This window comes from Peptoniphilus senegalensis JC140 (genome assembly GCF_000321025.1).
Taxonomy (GTDB): Bacteria; Bacillota; Clostridia; order Tissierellales; family Peptoniphilaceae; genus Peptoniphilus_A; species Peptoniphilus_A senegalensis.
Map to the genome: position 1 here is coordinate 21,558 of NZ_HE610719.1, position 16,840 is coordinate 38,397.

Below are 16,840 nucleotides of genomic sequence, written 5' to 3' on the forward strand. Positions count from 1 at the left end.
TCATCTCGGTTTTTTGTTTAATCTAAATTTTATTATTTAATAATACTTGTCCAGTTTTCAAAACCATTTTCCATTCTTTCATATTGGTGAGTGTGAGAAGCTTCGATTATTTCATAATAAGCCCAGTGGCTCTTGTCTAAGTCCTTGTAAAGTCTAAGGTCAGCCATTACTTTAGCAAGTCCCTTTTCATTTACCTTTCTGTCGAAAAGACTATTTAAAATTCTAGCAGTTTCTGCTCTTGTAATTGCATTGTCTGGTTTAAAGCTTCCGTCAGGATAGCCAGAAATTCTGTCATTTCCAAAACTTTGATTTATTGCAGCTTCATACTTGTGTCCAGCAATGTCAGGGAAAGTTGCCTTGGCATTATTTTTCTTGTCAAGGTGGGAAATTAACTGTGCAAGTTCTGCTCTTGTAATTTTTTCATCAGGTCTAAAAGCTTGACCCTTCTTTTCTTCTAAAATATTATTTTTGTAAGCAGCGCTGATGAAAGGTGCGTACCAAGCATTAGCCTTTACGTCCTTAAAGATTTCTTCGCCTTCAGTTAAAGGATAAGCCTTTAGTCTTACAAGCATTGTTACAGCCTCAGCCCTTGTTACATTGCAATCGGCTCTTACAGTCTCGTCAGGATAGCCGCTGATGTATTCAATATGACTTTCGCTTAGCTTTTCTGGAACTTTCATAGAATCAGCTTGGGCAAAGACAGGAAAAGTTTCAACATATTCATGAATTTTTATTTCAGGGATAGCTTCAGGTTTAGTTTCTGGTTTTGGTTCAGGCTGAGGTTCAGGCTTTGGAGTTGGACTAGGAGTTTTTTCTCCCCAAATTGCGTAAAGAATTTGGTTGCTAGAAACATCTATTTTGTCCCCTGCTTTATATGCAGTGCCCTTTCCATCGGCTTGAGTATTCCATCCTTTAAATTCAAGACCTTCTCTTGTAAGTCCAGTTTCTTTTATAGTTTTAATTATATGATTAGCTGGTTTAATTTTATCATTTTCAGATTTAAGTTCTTCGCCATAAATTTTTTCTGCGGGATTTCCACCATTAGAATCATAAATAACTGTAACTAAAGGATTTACATAGTAGACATCGTAGTTGTTTAAAAGGCTGTCAACTTTTTCGTAAGTTGTCATATCAGATTTAATAGCACGAAGTTTGCCCATAAGAGAAGTTGTTTCAAATTTAAGCTCTTGGAAATCCTTGTAGTTAGTAGGTGGGTTAAAGTAGCCGTCACTTGCAAAGTTTTTGTCGAACACAACATCATCTGCAATAGTTAAGTTTGCATATTTTTCTTTTTCTGCAGGGTTTGCTTGTGAGAATAATTCAGTGACAATTGCGCCACCTCTTTTTGCAGAGTTCTCTTCGAATTTGGAGTTTGTTATATTTACTGTTGCATTTTTTGTAATATACATTGCTCCACCATATTCAGCGGAATTATTTTTATTAAAACTGCAACCATTAAAATCTACTGTACCAGCTTGTACAACTGCCGCTCCGCCTAAACCTGCGGCGTTGTTTTCAAATGTATTGCCGTTAGCTTCAATTACTTCATTGTTTTTGACACTTTCGACCATAAGTGTGCCGGCAGATGTTAGCTTATCTTCATTTTTGCCGTTATTTTTAAATATATTACTTGTAATACTTACACTTGAATCTTTTACATGAAAAGCTGAAGAAAATCTTTCTGCAAAGTTTCCTTCAAAGGTATTTCTTTCGACAATACCTTCAACATTAGTTACAAACAAAGCTCCGCCAAATTTAGCTGTGTTATTATTAAATGTATTATTTTTTATAGAAGCATTATTGCTATTTCTTACAAAAATTGCTCCACCTTTACCTTTAACTTTAACTGAAGCATTTCCAACAAAATTGGCATTTTCAATGCTTACTTTATTATCTGCAACTATAGCACCACCTAATGTGCCAGTAATCTTGTTATTTTCAAAAATTCCACCATTTACAATTAATACATTATTATCTGCGAGTGAGCAAATTGCTCCGCCATTTGATGCTTCATTACCCTTAAAAGTTCCCTTATTTACTGTAAGCTTACCATAGTTAATAATTGCTCCGCCATAGCCTTCTGCTTTATTTCCTTCAAAGTTTCCGCCATTAATAATAGTTTCGGCGCCTTCTTCATTAAAGATTACTCCACCGCCTGTTCGATTATATTGAGATTCATTATTTTTAAACTCTCCGCCATTTACTATAAGCTTGCAATTTTCACGAACAGAAATAGGAGATCCTCCGTTTTGAGAATTCAACTTATTATTTTCAATTGTAACGCCGTCGTTAATAATAAGAGTGGAATCTTTTCCATCATTATATTCATCTCTAATGACAAGGGTGCGATAGCTATAAGGGGCGTCTACATAATTACAATTTCTTATGACTGTACCCTTGTCTAAAGTAATTGTAATGCCTTGATTGTCATCATGAGTATAGATACCACCACCAGTAGATCCGTCTTTTCCTTCAAGAATGATATTTTTAAAAAGATAGTTGCCATCCTTTAGAAAAAAGTGTGGCATACCATTTCCTGATGTAAGTACGGGAGAAGTGCCTTCTTTAGATGTGAAGGTAATATTTAATCCGCTTATTATTGATCTTGAAGTACCTTCAAATTCATAGTCTTTAGTCACTTCTATAACATAACTAGCATTTTTATCTGTTTTTTTCATCATGCCAAGTATAGTATTTTCGTCCCAACCATCTTTAATTTCATCGTATTGACCTAGTTCAGTGCCGTCAGCTTTTTTAAGAACAAAGGTCTTTTCGCCTTCTGCATAAGTATTTTCAGCTGATAAAAAAATTGCAGATGAAAATATTAAGGCAAAGGCAAAAATTATTACAAATATTTTCTTTTTCATAAATTCCTCCTAGTAATAAATAAGTTTAAGGAAATAAAAATACCCTTTCAATAATAATAATAAGGGGAAAATGCAAGGCAATTTCAAGGTTTTGTAGGATTTTCAGCTAAAAGGACAAGCTTTTCTTTCTTTAATTGTTTTTTCTTATAATATATAATATTAATAGGAATATAGTTTTTTTTATAGATGGGAGGGAAGTATGAGGATTTATTTTACAAGACATGGGGAAACTGAGTGGAACAGGGCTGGCCTTATTCAGGGGCAAGATGATTCTCCACTAACTGAAGAGGGAATAGAGATGGGGAAAATTCTTCACGAAAAATGTAAGGACATTCACTTCGACAGTGTTTATTCATCTGATCTTGGTCGAGCCTATGACACTACAAAATTAATTTGTCCTGACAGAAAGATTATAAAGACTTCACTCCTTCGTGAGATTGATGTGGGTTACTGGTCGGGGAAAAATATTAAAGATGTGAAAAAAGATGATAAGTGGCTCCACAAACTTTATTTTGAAAAACCTCACTCCTATAACAGAATTGATGGAGAAAGTCTCTATGACCTAAGAAGGCGAGTTGAAAAATTTTTTGAGTATGCCGTTTATCCTGAAATCGACAAGACTATTTTAGTTGTAACTCATGGTGTGACCATTGTTGCCATGTATTCTATTATGGAGAATGTGCCCATGGAAAATTTTTGGGTAAACAGGGTAAGACGTAATGGGGAATTCAATATTTGTGATTATCATGATGGCAAGTTTAAGATTATAAAGAAGGCTCCACAAAATTCTGTGGATTCTATTTGAGGTGATTAGATGAAAAGTTATGATTTGATTATTATTGGTGCAGGGGCAGCTGGTTTAAGTGCTGCCATATATGCTGGCAGGTCTCTTTTAAATACTCTTATTATTGAGAAATTTTCCTTTGGCGGGAGAGTCAATGACACGCCAAGGGTAATTAATTATCCTGGCTTTAAGGATATTTCTGGAAGGGATTTAATTAATGAATTTAGAAAACAGGCAGAAAATTTTACAAGTAATGAGTTTACTTATGGAACTGCATCCAAAATTATAAAAAAAGATGATGGATTTCAAATTATTACTTCAAGGCGCAAGGAATTTTATGCCAAAGCAATTATTATTGCAACTGGAACTTATGCAAAGATGATAAATGTGCCTGGCGAAACTGAATTTGCAGGTAGAGGTGTGTCTTATTGCTCAACTTGTGATGCTGATTATTTTAAGGACAAGGATATACATATTTTGGGATCAGGAGACCTTGCTCTTGAAGAGGCTGATTATCTCTCCAATTTTGCAAATTCTATTAACATGATTATTATTCATGAAGAAGGAAATTTTGATGGGAATGAATTTGAAGTTGAGAGAATAAAAAAGAATCCAAAAATTTCTTACACTTGGCACTCAAAGCTTGAAGGAATTTATGGAGGGGAAAGAGTAAATAGTCTTGATATTTTAAACTTATCTGACAAGAAAAGCACAAGAGTTACTTCTGATGGAATATTTATTTTTGCAGGTATGAGTCCAAATTCTGATTTTGTAAAAGATTTTGTTGAGATAGATAATTTTGGTTTTATAAAAACTGACGATTGCATGAGAACTTCTGTGGAAGGTATTTTTGCGGCAGGAGATATAAGACAGAAACCACTTAGACAAATTGTGACTGCGGCAAATGACGGCGCTATTGCTACAGTTTATGCAGAAAAGTTTATTAGGAATAGAGGTGTATAATGAGAGTCTATCCAAGGGGAACTGTGGTTTACAACAGAGAAAAAGCATACAATGGCATAAATTTAATTTCAACTGCTAAGGACGGAGCTCTCATCACAAAAATGGATGGGACAGAGCTCAAGAGGTTTTCTGTAAATCCAATGCCTGCCAAGATGCTACCCAATAAAAATATTATGAGTATTTCTTCTTTTAGGTCATCAGACTTTGGTGTCAGTGACGGTATTAAACTCGTGGAGTTTGATAAAGATGGCAGGGTTCAATTTGATTTTGACAAGTTTAAGTTTACGGAGGACAGAGGTTACCGCCCAAAGTGGATGGCAAGAGCACATTCTGACTTCCAAAGAGAGGGAAATTCCGTGGGATATTATTATCCAAAGGAAAAAATTGTTGAGGGAGGCAAAACTCTATTACTTGTTCACGATGCAATTAAGGACAATAGAATTTCTGATAAGACTTTACTTGACGATGTGATTTTAGAAGTTGATGAAGAGGGAAATATTGTTTGGAAGTTTTCTTTTAGCGAGCATTTTGATCAACTTGGTTTTTCTGAAGAGGCAAAAAATGTTCTCTACAGAAATCCAAACCTTAGAATGACAGAGAGACCTCTGGGAAATTATTTAGATGTAACTTCAATATCGACAATTGGCGAAAATAAGTGGTATGACCAAGGAGACCCTCGCTTTCATCCAGATAATATTTTGTTTACTGCGAGATCAGCAAACATCATTGGTATAATTGACAAAAAGAGGTCACGAATTTGTTACAAGCTTGGACCAAATTTTTCTGATTTCAAAAAGGTTGACCCAGTAGTTGGTTCTGCCTTTGCCAGTATTATCCCAAGGGGGCTTCCAGGAGAGGGAAATCTTTTAATTTTTGATAATGGGGGAAGATGTGGTTATGGTTCTCCTACCCTTACTTCGCCATCGGGACTTTTGCCATTTGTGAGAAATTATTCGAGGATACTAGAGATAAATCCTGTCACATTAGCAGTCAATTGGTCAGTTGACCCAAGGGATTTTGGCTTTTCTATTCCAATGAATGGATATAAATTTTATTCGCCTTACGGTGGAAATTTACAAAGACTTCCCAATGGAAATACTCTTATAACTCTTGCAACAGAGGGACTTGTAATAGAAATAACAAATTCAAAGGAAATAGTATGGCAATGGACTTGCCCTTATAGGACTACTACAGAAAATCTTTTGAAAAACAACATGATTTATAGAGTTTATAGGTATCCTTACGATTATCTGGGAGTAGATGATGGGGAAAATGAAATTGAAGAAATAGAAGATGCTTCTTACTTTAAACTAAAGGGTGCAGGAGACTTTAAATCAGTTGAGTTAACAAATGTAGATAGGAGCAAATTGACTGTAGATATAGATCCACTTTCACAAGAGTCTGAATCAGTTAAAGACCTTGCAGAAAATAAAAAGGTAATCAAGAGAAATGAATCTGTAATAAAATATGTTACAGAGAACCGTTTTGATGAGACAGTTAAAAGTCAAAAGGCTGCAATTATTATTTTTGGTGCAGAGAGATGCTCTCACTGCGAGCCACTTATGGAAGTAATGCAGGTTTTACTTGAAGAAGAATTTAGAGAAGTATCTTGCTTCTATATGGATCTTGATAAAAATAAAGATTTTGCAGAGAAATATGAAATTTTCCAATTGCCAAGAGTTTCCTTCTATAAGGATGGCGAAAAAGTTTATGAGTTCTTGGGAGAAAAATCCTATGACGAAATTGCTGAATTAATTGAAAAATATATTTTAGAAATCTAAGTAAGAAAGAAATTCAAATTAATTGAAAAACCCTCGCTGGAATATCTAATTTCATAGGATATTCTTAGCAAGGGGTTTTAATTTCGGTAAATAAACTGAGAACATTATGTGCCTCAGTTTATTTTTTTAAATTTATTTTTTTGTATGCCAAGATAAATTTACATAGCCCTTTTTATTTACTTTTGAATTAATCAAAAATCTATTTTTTACCATTCTAAGCATATATTTATCGTCCTTGTAAGAGTCGGAGTAGGCAAGGGAATTTTCGTAGTCAATTTCATAGCCATCTCTTTCTAAAATTTCCTTGATATTTTTTACTTTAGTGTCTTTCTTGTTGTTGCCGCGATATAATTTATAATCGTTGTCTAGGTCTGTGCCAATGATATAGTCAAAGGAGAAAAGTTCGCCCACATAAATCAAGTAATTTGTTGCAGATGCGGAGCAGAGGATTTTTATTGTGTACTCATCATAGGAAGAAAATTCATCTTCAAATTCCTTGAAGAAAAATTTTGGATAGAGATAGTTTGTGACAAAGTCCTGCAACTCATCCTCTGTTAAATATTTTATTACAGAAACCATTTGGTTTTTCATAATTTCAAAATCAGAATTTATTTTTGATTTTATGTAAGCAAGGGCTAAATTCCAAAGACTTTTAAAAATATTTATTTTTTTGTTTTTTATTGCGTATTTATAAAGCTCGACTATGGACTCGCAGTTAACAATAGTTTTGTCAAAATCGTAGAGAGCAACTTTTCTTTTCAAAATCTCACCTCAATAGAATTATATCAAATTGTCTTCTTTATAAAAAGTTCTTGTGATATACTAAAGGCGTGATATTTATGGGAATTATTATTCATGTTGATATAGATGCCTTTTACGCATCAGTTGAAGAACTTGACGACAATAGCATAGTAGGAAAACCTCTAGTCGTAGGCGGTAGATCTAACCATGGAGTTGTCACTACGGCTAATTATCTTGCGAGAAATTATGGGATTCACTCTGCCATGCCAATGTATATGGCGAAAAATCTCTGCGACCATTTAATAATTAAACCTATGAGAAGAGAGAGATACCTTGAGAAATCTCGCGAGGTTTTCGATGTCTTAAAAACTTACACAAAAAAAATCGAAAAAGTTTCCATAGATGAATCCTATCTTGACATCACAGGGCTTGGATATGACGAAAATATTATTTATGATTTGCAAAGAGATGTATTCAATAAGACTGGACTAAATGTAAGCGTAGGTCTTAGCTACAATAAATTTTTGGCAAAACTCGCTAGCGACTGGAATAAGCCAAAGGGGATTATGATTATTAGAGAGTCAGATATGCCAGATATTTTATTTCCACTAGACATACGAAAGGTTCATGGTATTGGAGATAAATCAGAGAAAAAACTTAGGAATATTGGCATAAATAAAGTTGAAGACCTCTATTCCTTGTCCTATGATTTTTTGGTGAATATGTTCAAAAAGAGTGGCGAAGAAATTTATAATAGAATCAGAGGAATTGACAATAGAGAAGTTACACCAAATGCTGTGAGAAAAAGTCTTGGCACAGAGTCAACTTTTGAAGCCACAAAGAATAAAGAGGAATTAATTAATCATTTAAAGGACTTTTCCAAAGAAGTTTCAGAAGATTTAATTGTAAAGGAAATTTCTGGCTACACTTTGACACTAAAGATGAAAAATGAAAATTTTAAGGTTAAGACAAGGTCTAGGACTTATGATGCGGCAATTTATGAGGAAGAAGATATTTTAAATAAGACTTTGGAGATTTTCGATGAAGCCTATGATGGCGAGAAGCTAAGGCTTATTGGTATAACTCTTTCAAATTTAGTTGACTTAAATATAAAACAACTTTCTTTTTTTAATTAGGGGAGAAAAATGGAAAAAATAAATTTAAAAAAAATATTTGAAGAAGATGAATATTTAAAGAGAGCAAATATAAAATTTGATAGTCTTTATGGCGACAACATGGTTTTAAAGATGAAAGCAGAGAGAAATCAATTGAATGCCTATGGCATTTTACATGGAGCAGAAATTTTTGCCTTAATGGATACTGCGGCTGGTCTTTTGTCTATTTCAAAGGGCAGGAAAGCTGTTACGCTGGACTCTAGCATAAATTTTATAAAGAGTATAGGAGAGGGAGAAGAGATCTATTCAAATACAAGAATAGTTCACATGGGAAAGAGAACAGAGGTAGTTGAAGTTGAGGCTAAGAGCAAGGATAAAATAATTGCAAGAGGTAGTTTTACATTCTTTATAGTTAATGATATAGAAGTTGTTGGGAAAGAATTTTTAGAAAAATAATTTTAAAATCTCAAATCTTTTTTTGACTTTCTATGTTAAAATATTTTAAGAATTTATAAAGTAAGGATTTTTATTATAGATGAGAAATTTTTGGGATTTAGATTATGGTGAAGTTGGTTTTAAGTTTTTTGGCAGCTATCACTTATTTTGTTTAGCAATAATTTTTATATTTGCAATTTTCTTATATAAACCATGGAAAAATAATAGGACTTTTAGAAAAATTCTTGCTGTAATGCCAATTGCACTAGAAATGATTAGGCTTATTGCAGTTTTAATTGATGGCCATTATGACAGTTCATACTTGCCTTTCCACCTCTGCTTATTTGGTGCACAATTTATGGCATTAGATGCTTTTTATGAAAGCAAGTTTATTAAGGCATCTCTTTATTTTTTATTTATGCCAGCGGCACTTTTAAGTTTATTTACACCAGGCTGGGATATGGTAAATAAATATTCCTATGTTGCTCTTGTTTCATGGATAATTCACGGGATAAATACTTTTTATCCAGTATATCTCGTAATATCAAAGGAATATGAGCCAAAACTTAAAGATATTATATATCCAAGTATTTTTATAGTTTTTATTTTGCCAATTATAAAAGTTTTAAACAAAAAGCTAAATGCAAATTATTTTTTTATTGAAGAACCCTATGAAGGTTCTCCTCTTGCAACAATAAAAAATATATTTCCAAATTATATATTTGGACTTTTGATAGTTACCATATTTGTGATGGTGCTTACATTTTTTATTTACAAATTAATAGCAAGATTACGAAAAAAATAAGACGAGGATTTTTGTCCTCGTCTATTTTAATTTTCGCTAGCTATAGTGTTATAAGTTAGGGCAACTAAAACGCCACCTATTATATTTCCAATAGTAACTGGTATTAAATTTTTAAGAATTAGTGCAAAGGCAAAGTCTGGATTTAAGATTTTTGCTAGTGCAAAACAAGTCATGTTTGCAACGCTATGTTCAAAGCCAAGACTTACAAAGGCAAGTATGCACCAGAAAATTAAAAATAACTTTGATGAATCGGAAATTTTTCTTGAGCAAATTAAAACTGCAAGGCAGACTAAAATGTTGCACATAATTCCCTTGAATAGTAGCGGGATGAAGTCGAAGCTTGTCTTTGCAGTGGCAAGTTTTAATAGGGCTTCATTGTATTCAGGAGAAACCCCAGTCATTTTAAAGAAAAATGAAATTAATATTGAACCTAAAATATTTCCTATGTAGGAAAAAATTAAAATTTTTAAAAGTGTTCCAGTGTCCATTTTTTTATTTAGTCTTCCCACAGTTGTCACAAGTACATTGCCTGTGAAGAGCTCGCCACCTGCGAATACCACAAAGGATAGGGCAAGGGAAAAGACAAAACCATTAATAAATTTTACAGCTGCAATTGGTAAAGGAGAAAATACACTAGATGAAAGTGTCATTATAAGCATTCCTATGCCAATAAAAAATCCTGCAAGCACTGAAGCAACCATATACTTAAAAAGAGATTTTTCAAGTAAATTTTTCTTCGTGTTTGCAGAATTTGAAATTCCGGTTATTACATCTTTATACATATCACACCTCTTTTTTTCTTCACTAAACATTATATCAAAAAGAGGTAATTTTTCAATTGATGAAAGTATCTTTGTCGCTATTTATCTTAAATTTATCTCTATCTATTGCCGTCATTATTATTTGAACAATAGGCATAAGTAGATTGAAAAACAAGAAGGGAAGATAGTGAGCTGTTGAGACTCCAAGAACAGTTGTCATATAAGTACCGCAAGTGTTCCAAGGAATCATAGCTGAGGTAACAGTTCCACCAGATTCGAGTGTTGAGGACAAAAGTTTTGGCTCTATCCCTCTGTCCTTGTATTCATTTTTAAACATTCTGCCAGGCACAACTATGGAGATGTATTGTTCAGGCATAGTTGCATTTGTGAAAAGGCAAGTTAAAATAGTGGCAGTGACAAGACCCACAGTAGATTTTATTCTGTGGAGGAATTTTTTTACAATGGCTTCCAGTATTCCAGTCTCTTCTGCAATACCTCCAAACATCATGGCAATTATTGTAAGAGAAATAGAGGACATCATGTTATTAAGTCCACCCGTTGTTAAAAGTTTATCCACTGACTCTATGCCAGTCTCTGATACAAAACCATTCAGGGCACAAGATAAAAGATCTCCAAAATTTATTTTTTGATAAATTGCTCCCAAGATAGCAGCAGCAATTATGCCAAGACTTATGCCAGGCACAGCAGGAACTTTTTTTGCAATAGAAAGTATTACAATAAGTGGTGCGATTAATAGGACTGGAGAGATATTAAAATTATTTTTTAAACCTTCAGTTATAAATTTTACACTTGATAAATCTGCAGAACTTCCCTTATATTTCATTGATAAAAATCCAAAGATGAGAAGAGTTAAAATATAAGTGATGATAGTTGGCTTAAACATTGCCTTTATATGAGTAAAGACATCTGTACCTGCCATTGCTGGTGCAAGATTTGTGGTATCAGATAAGGGACTCATTTTGTCGCCAAAGTAAGCACCAGATAGGACAGCACCTGCAGTAATTGGCGCAGGAATGCCAAGTCCACTTGCAATTCCCATAAGGGCAATACCCATAGTTCCAGCAGTGCCCCAACTTGTTCCAGTTGCGAGAGAAGTTATTGATGTGATTAAAACTGTGGTAACAAGAAAAATTGAAGGCTTTAGAATTAAAAGGCCATAATAAATCATAGTTGGCACAACACCAGATAAAATCCAAACACCTACTAAAACACCTATGATTGCAAGAATTATTATGGATTGCATAGCTTGTGAGATTCCCTTAATCATAGAGTTTTCGATAAACTTCCAAGAGTAGCCAATTTTTAGTGCCACAAGAGAAGCTATTAAAACCCCAATAAGCATGGGGATGTGTGGACTTTCTCCGTATTTTATAATACTTACAAACATTATGATGACAAGAGATATGAAAGTAAAGAGGGCTTCGCCAAAATTTGCCTTTCTTATAGCTTTGTCATATTTTTTTATGTTTTCGTTATTCATTTAGCACCTCGTGATAAATAGAAAAATTTAACATATTATATCATCAAAAGAAGAATAATAAAAGTTTTAGTAAATTAGTAAAGATGATATACTATAAGAGAATGGAGGAAGTTATGGAATTAAAAGATACAATTCGTGCAATTGAAGATTATCCAAAAAAAGGAGTTATTTTTAGAGATATTACAACTCTTTTAAAAGATAAAGATGCGTTCAATAAAGCAGTAGATGAAATGGCAGAAAAAATTGATAAAGATGTAGATAAGATAATTGGCATTGAAGCTAGAGGATTTATTTTTGGTGCAGCACTTGCTTATAAACTTAATAAAGGTTTTGTTCCTGTGAGAAAACCGGGAAAATTGCCTTGGGATAAAGTAAGTGAATCTTATGAGCTTGAGTATGGAGAAGACTCAATAGAAATTCACAAGGACGCAATAGAGGCTGGCGAAAAAATTGTAATAGTAGACGATCTTCTTGCTACTGGTGGCACATCAAAAGCTTGTATAAATCTTGTAGAAAAGCTAAAAGGAGAAGTGTCTTCGGCGATCTTTTTAGTTGAACTGGAAGATTTAAAGGGACGAGAAATTTTAAGTGGCACAAGGGTAGAATCAATTATAAAATATTAAGAAATAAAAATTTATTATCTTTATTAAAGAGACTTAAAATATTTTATGAATTAGTATTATATTTTTCTTGTTTTAAAAGATTTTATATTATAAAATCAAGAAATGAATAAATAAACTTATGGGAGCAATTTGCTGAGAGGAGTTAAGACTCGACCATCTTACCTGCTAGGATAATGCCTTGGCAGGGAAAAGTAAGATTACTCCTATAATTTTATAGGAGGTTTTTTTATATGAAATATGCTACTCAAAGGGAAGCAGCAAAGCATGGTTTTGTCACAGAAGAGATGAAAATTGTGGCAGAAAAGGAAAATGTATCTTGTGAATATCTCTTGGAGAAAATGGCTTGTGGAGAAATTGTCATTCCAAAAAACAAAAATCACAAATCAATTTCACCTGAAGGCATTGGCACGGGGCTTAGGACTAAGATTAATGTAAACTTAGGAATTTCCAAGGACTTAAATGACATTGACATGGAAATGGAAAAAGTTGATATGGCACTAAAAATGGGTGCAGAAGCCATAATGGATTTATCAAATTATGGCAAGACTCAAGAATTTAGGAAAAAATTAATTGAAAAATCTACAGCCATGATAGGCACAGTGCCCATGTATGATGCAGTTGGTTTTTTGGACAAGGGACTTTCTTGCATAAAGGCAGAGGAATTTTTAGATGTAGTTAGAAATCATGCCGAAAATGGAGTGGACTTTGTGACAATTCACGCAGGTATAAATAGGGCAAATGCTGAAATATTTATGAGGAATAGGCGTGTAAATGAAATTGTATCTCGTGGAGGCTCTCTACTCTTTGGTTGGATGATGATGAATGACGAAGAAAATCCTTTTTATCAATACTATGATGAACTTTTAGATATTTGCAGAGAATATGATGTGACTCTTTCTCTTGGAGATTCCCTAAGACCTGGTGGCATAAATGATGCCACAGACCCCGCTCAAATTTCAGAACTTATTACACTTGGCGAGCTTACAAAGAGAGCTTGGGAGAAGGATGTGCAAGTAATTATTGAAGGGCCTGGTCATGTACCAATTGGTGACATCGAAATGAATGTCAAACTTCAAAAGAAACTTTGCCACAAGGCACCTTTTTATGTCTTGGGACCTCTTGTTACAGATGTGGCACCTGGTTATGACCATATTACATCGGCAATTGGTGGTGCAATTGCAGCAGCTCATGGTGCAGATTTCTTGTGTTATGTAACGCCTGCTGAACATTTGAGACTGCCAAATGTAGAAGATGTTCGTGAAGGAATTGTAGCTTGCAAAATTGCAGCTCATGCAGGAGACATTAATAAATTAAAAGATGCAAGAAATTGGGATTTAGAAATGAGCAAGAGACGCCAAAAAATTGACTGGGAAGGAATGTTTGAGCTTGCTCTTGACAAGGTTAAGCCAAGAGAGTACAGAGATGCATCAATGCCTGAAGAAGAAAATACCTGTACAATGTGCGGCTCAATGTGCTCTGCAAAAAATATGAATTTAATACTTGAAGGCAAAGATATTAAAATAGAAGGTTAATCTAAGTGAACTAATATTAAAAATAAAATAAATTTAGTTCAGTGTAAAAATTTAATTAAAAAAAGGGAGCTTGTTGACAGGCTGAGAGGAAATTGTTAATTTCGACCATTACCTGATTTGGATAATGCCAACGTAGGGAATAGTTTTAGTTTTTATGGCAGCACTCTCTAGGAGGTAAATATGAAATCTAATACTAAGAAGTTAACTGTGGCAGCTCTTTTTGTTGCCCTTGGCGTTGTTTTTTCCTTTGTAAATTTTCCAGTGGGACTTTCAAAATGTTATCCAATTCAGCACATGGTAAATGTACTTTCTGCAGTAATATTGGGGCCTATCTATTCAGTCCTTGTTGCCTTTTGCATTTCACTAATTAGAAATTTATCAGGCACAGGCTCTTTAATGGCTTTTCCTGGTTCAATGGTTGGTGCCTTTTTAGCAGGCATTTTATATTACAAGACAAGAAAGCTTTCCCTTGCATTTTTGGGGGAAGTTTTTGGCACAGGAGTTATAGGTGCCCTATTAGCCTATCCAGTAGCCAAGTTTATTCTTGGAAAGGAAATGGCATTTTTTGGACTAATTATTCCTTTTTCTGTAAGTACCCTTGGCGGTTCAATAATAGCTATAATAATTATTTTGAGTCTTAAAAAGACTGCCCTTAATGATTATCTTAATTTAGAAGGAAATAAACATGGAAATTAAAAAGATTTTAAGCATTGCTGGGTCTGACTCTAGCGGTGGCGCAGGTATCCAAGCCGACTTAAAAACCATAACTTCTTATAAGTTTTATGGCATGACTGCCATTACAGCAATAACTGCACAAAATACTATGGGAGTTAAGGCTTCCTTACCTATAAGTGAGGAAATGCTTAAGGGTCAGCTTTTGTCAATTTGCCAAGATATTATGCCCGATGCTGTAAAAATTGGGATGGTGGCAAGTCCAGGACAAGTAGAAGTTATATCAAAAGTAGCTGAAAAATATTTTAAGGATCTGCCCATAGTTTTAGACCCAGTTATTACATCAACTAGCGGCTTTACCCTTGTGCCTGATGATACTCTTGAGAAGATGAAGGAAATTTTATTTAAAAAGGCAACTTTAATCACCCCGAATCTCATTGAAGCTGGAATTATTTACGGCAAAAAAATTGAAAGCCTTGAAGAGATGAAGGAAGCAGCAGAATTTTTATATAACAAATATAAAGTAGCCTTTCTAATAAAGGGAGGTCACCTAAAAGACTCAAAGGATGATGTGCTTTGTGGAAGAGATGGACTCTTTGTAATAGAGGGGAAAAACATAGACAACAAAAACACCCATGGCACAGGCTGCACCCTATCCAGTGCCCTAGCTTGTGAACTTGCAAAGGGAAAAAGTCTTTATGATGCACTTGTAGCTGCAAAAAAATATTTAAGTGGTGCCATAGCTTATGGCTTTGATATAGGAAGGGGCAGGGGACCCCTATATCACATGTATAATTTGAGTGATAAAAATGAAGATTAAGGCAAATTTAAAAAATCTAAGGGACAAGGCTCCCTTAGTACATATTATTTCAAATAGCGTCACAAGAGCTAGACTTGCTGACTTTGTTTTATCTCTTGGAGCAAGTCCAATGATGGCAGAGTATTCCAAGGAAGTTGCTGAAATTACAAAAAAATCTTCTGCCCTCCTCTTGAATATGGGGATGTTAAATGAAGATAAAATTGAAGCAATAAAAATTTCTGCAAAAGTTGCAGAGGAAAATAATATTCCTCTGGTCTTTGATCCAGTTGGAGTTGCTTCCAGTAGCCTAAGAAGAGATTTGGCAAAAGACCTTATCAATAATTTTAAATTTAATGTCATAAGAGGAAATTTTAACGAAATTAATTACTTGGCAAGGGGCAAGACCTTCACTGGCGTGGATTCAAGGGATGAAAATTTATCTCGAGAGGATTTCATAGATATTGCCTTAGAACTCCAAGAAAAAAGTGGAGCTACAGTTGTAGTTAGCGGCAAGTATGAAGTGATAGCTAACTCTCACTTATTAATTTCAATTCCTGGTGGCGATGAAAATTTAAAAAAAATCACTGGCTTAGGAGATATGGAATCTGCCATGATAACTTCTCTTTTGGCAGCCCCCATGTCAAACTTAAAAGCCTGTGCTCTTTCTGCAATATTTTTAAGACAGCTTGGGAAAAATGTCATAAGAGATAATAGAGTAAATGCCCAAGATATTATAAATAAAATGCAAGGCATAGATGAAATAAGTGGAGAGCTTGAAATTTTATCTCCTTCAGCTAAATTTATTAAGCCAATTTTATATGGGATTTCTGAAGGCGATGATTTATGGAAAATAAAAAATGCAGTTAAGGCTGGAATGGGAATTTATCAGCTTAGAGACAAGTTTACAGATGAAGATGAGCTTGGAGAAAAAATCTTAAATATAAAAAGTGAAATTGATGGTAAGTGCCTTTTTATCTTAAATGACAACTTAAAGCTTGCAAAAAAATATGGCACTGCACTTCATCTTGGGCAAGAGGACGAAAAAATTTCTCGGGCAAGAGAAGTCTTGGGAAGAGATGAGATAATTGGTGCAACGGCAAAAACTGTAGAGCTTGGCATTGAGGCAGAAAATATGGGGGCATCTTATATTGGGACGGGAGCTTTTTTTGAAACAAAAACCAAGAAAGATGCCTCAAGGATTACACTAGAAAGCTTTAAAGAAATAAGAGAGGCTCTCTTAATTCCAGTCTTTCCTATAGGAGGAATAAGTAAGGATAAGTTAGACTTTTTCACTGGGCTAGACTTAGATGGTCTGTGCATGTCAAGAGCCATCTTTTCAGTGAGGGAAGATGAAGTAGAAAAAAATGTGCGAGAAATAATAGAGAAATTAAAAAATTTATAATATAAAAAAATCTGCTAGAATTTAATTTTTAGCAGATTTTTTTACTTTAAATTTCTTGT

The 16,840-nt window shown here is 34.0% G+C and carries 15 protein-coding genes and 1 riboswitch; of the genes, 11 read left to right on the forward strand and 4 right to left on the reverse strand.

Features of this window, described 5'->3' with window-relative positions:
- Positions 1 to 32: 32 nt before the first annotated feature.
- A complete protein-coding gene (locus PTSHG_RS09550; RefSeq protein ID WP_019108456.1) occupies positions 33 to 2,867 on the reverse strand; it encodes an S-layer homology domain-containing protein in 2,835 nt (944 codons plus the stop codon).
- A 199-nt stretch (positions 2,868 to 3,066) separates the two neighbouring features.
- Here PTSHG_RS09550 and PTSHG_RS08405 point away from each other — a divergent pair, with 199 nt between their 5' ends.
- From PTSHG_RS08405 to PTSHG_RS08415, 3 genes are read left to right on the forward strand one after another with little or no spacing between them, the layout of a single operon-like run.
- Positions 3,067 to 3,672, forward strand: coding sequence for a histidine phosphatase family protein (locus tag PTSHG_RS08405; RefSeq protein ID WP_019108457.1), 606 nt, complete (start codon positions 3,067 to 3,069; stop codon positions 3,670 to 3,672).
- Positions 3,673 to 3,681: 9 nt separating this feature from the next.
- Entirely contained in the window at positions 3,682 to 4,614 is a 933-nt protein-coding gene (locus tag PTSHG_RS08410) for an NAD(P)/FAD-dependent oxidoreductase (protein ID WP_019108458.1), read from the forward strand.
- Positions 4,614 to 6,395 carry a thioredoxin domain-containing protein gene (locus PTSHG_RS08415; protein ID WP_019108459.1) on the forward strand — a complete coding sequence of 594 codons (1,782 nt, stop codon included), beginning with the start codon at positions 4,614 to 4,616 and terminating at the stop codon, positions 6,393 to 6,395. Before PTSHG_RS08410 ends, PTSHG_RS08415 begins: the two co-directional genes overlap by 1 nt.
- Before the next feature lie 132 nt (positions 6,396 to 6,527).
- On the opposite strand, the gene PTSHG_RS08420 is transcribed toward PTSHG_RS08415, so the two are convergent.
- Positions 6,528 to 7,157, reverse strand: coding sequence for an HAD family hydrolase (locus PTSHG_RS08420; protein ID WP_019108460.1), 630 nt, complete (start codon positions 7,155 to 7,157; stop codon positions 6,528 to 6,530).
- A 77-nt stretch (positions 7,158 to 7,234) separates the two neighbouring features.
- Here PTSHG_RS08420 and PTSHG_RS08425 point away from each other — a divergent pair, with 77 nt between their 5' ends.
- From PTSHG_RS08425 to PTSHG_RS08435, 3 genes are all read left to right on the forward strand, one after another.
- Positions 7,235 to 8,272 (forward strand): DNA polymerase IV, encoded by a 1,038-nt coding sequence (locus tag PTSHG_RS08425; protein ID WP_019108461.1) that lies wholly within the window; start codon positions 7,235 to 7,237, stop codon positions 8,270 to 8,272.
- Positions 8,273 to 8,281: 9 nt separating this feature from the next.
- Complete coding sequence (locus PTSHG_RS08430) at positions 8,282 to 8,707, forward strand: PaaI family thioesterase (protein WP_019108462.1); 426 nt, start codon at positions 8,282 to 8,284, stop codon at positions 8,705 to 8,707.
- Positions 8,708 to 8,786: 79 nt separating this feature from the next.
- Positions 8,787 to 9,491, forward strand: a complete 705-nt coding sequence (locus PTSHG_RS08435) for a YwaF family protein (RefSeq protein WP_019108463.1) — start codon at positions 8,787 to 8,789, stop codon at positions 9,489 to 9,491.
- Positions 9,492 to 9,517: 26 nt separating this feature from the next.
- Here PTSHG_RS08435 and PTSHG_RS08440 read toward each other — a convergent pair whose 3' ends face one another.
- Both PTSHG_RS08440 and nhaC read right to left on the reverse strand, forming a co-directional pair.
- Positions 9,518 to 10,273, reverse strand: coding sequence for a formate/nitrite transporter family protein (locus tag PTSHG_RS08440; protein ID WP_019108464.1), 756 nt, complete (start codon positions 10,271 to 10,273; stop codon positions 9,518 to 9,520).
- Between the two features lie 52 nt (positions 10,274 to 10,325).
- Entirely contained in the window at positions 10,326 to 11,753 is a 1,428-nt protein-coding gene (gene nhaC, locus PTSHG_RS08445; protein ID WP_019108465.1) for a Na+/H+ antiporter NhaC, read from the reverse strand.
- Positions 11,754 to 11,866: 113 nt separating this feature from the next.
- On the opposite strand from nhaC, the gene PTSHG_RS08450 reads away from it, so the two are divergent.
- The 5 genes from PTSHG_RS08450 to thiM all read left to right on the forward strand — a co-directional run bounded on the left by PTSHG_RS08450 (position 11,867) and on the right by thiM (position 16,781).
- Entirely contained in the window at positions 11,867 to 12,376 is a 510-nt protein-coding gene (locus PTSHG_RS08450) for an adenine phosphoribosyltransferase (protein WP_019108466.1), read from the forward strand.
- Between the two features lie 230 nt (positions 12,377 to 12,606).
- Positions 12,607 to 13,908 (forward strand): phosphomethylpyrimidine synthase ThiC, encoded by a 1,302-nt coding sequence (gene thiC, locus PTSHG_RS08455; RefSeq protein ID WP_019108467.1) that lies wholly within the window; start codon positions 12,607 to 12,609, stop codon positions 13,906 to 13,908.
- A gap of 52 nt (positions 13,909 to 13,960) precedes the next feature.
- Positions 13,961 to 14,064: riboswitch (TPP riboswitch) on the forward strand.
- A 24-nt stretch (positions 14,065 to 14,088) separates the two neighbouring features.
- Positions 14,089 to 14,604 (forward strand): energy coupling factor transporter S component ThiW, encoded by a 516-nt coding sequence (thiW, locus tag PTSHG_RS08460; protein ID WP_019108468.1) that lies wholly within the window; start codon positions 14,089 to 14,091, stop codon positions 14,602 to 14,604.
- Positions 14,594 to 15,400 carry a bifunctional hydroxymethylpyrimidine kinase/phosphomethylpyrimidine kinase gene (thiD, locus tag PTSHG_RS08465; RefSeq protein ID WP_019108469.1) on the forward strand — a complete coding sequence of 269 codons (807 nt, stop codon included), beginning with the start codon at positions 14,594 to 14,596 and terminating at the stop codon, positions 15,398 to 15,400. The genes thiW and thiD overlap by 11 nt, the downstream gene beginning before the upstream one ends.
- On the forward strand, positions 15,390 to 16,781 hold the full coding sequence (gene thiM, locus PTSHG_RS08470) for a hydroxyethylthiazole kinase (protein WP_019108470.1): 1,392 nt from the start codon (positions 15,390 to 15,392) through the stop codon (positions 16,779 to 16,781). The genes thiD and thiM overlap by 11 nt, the downstream gene beginning before the upstream one ends.
- Positions 16,782 to 16,840: the final 59 nt, after the last annotated feature.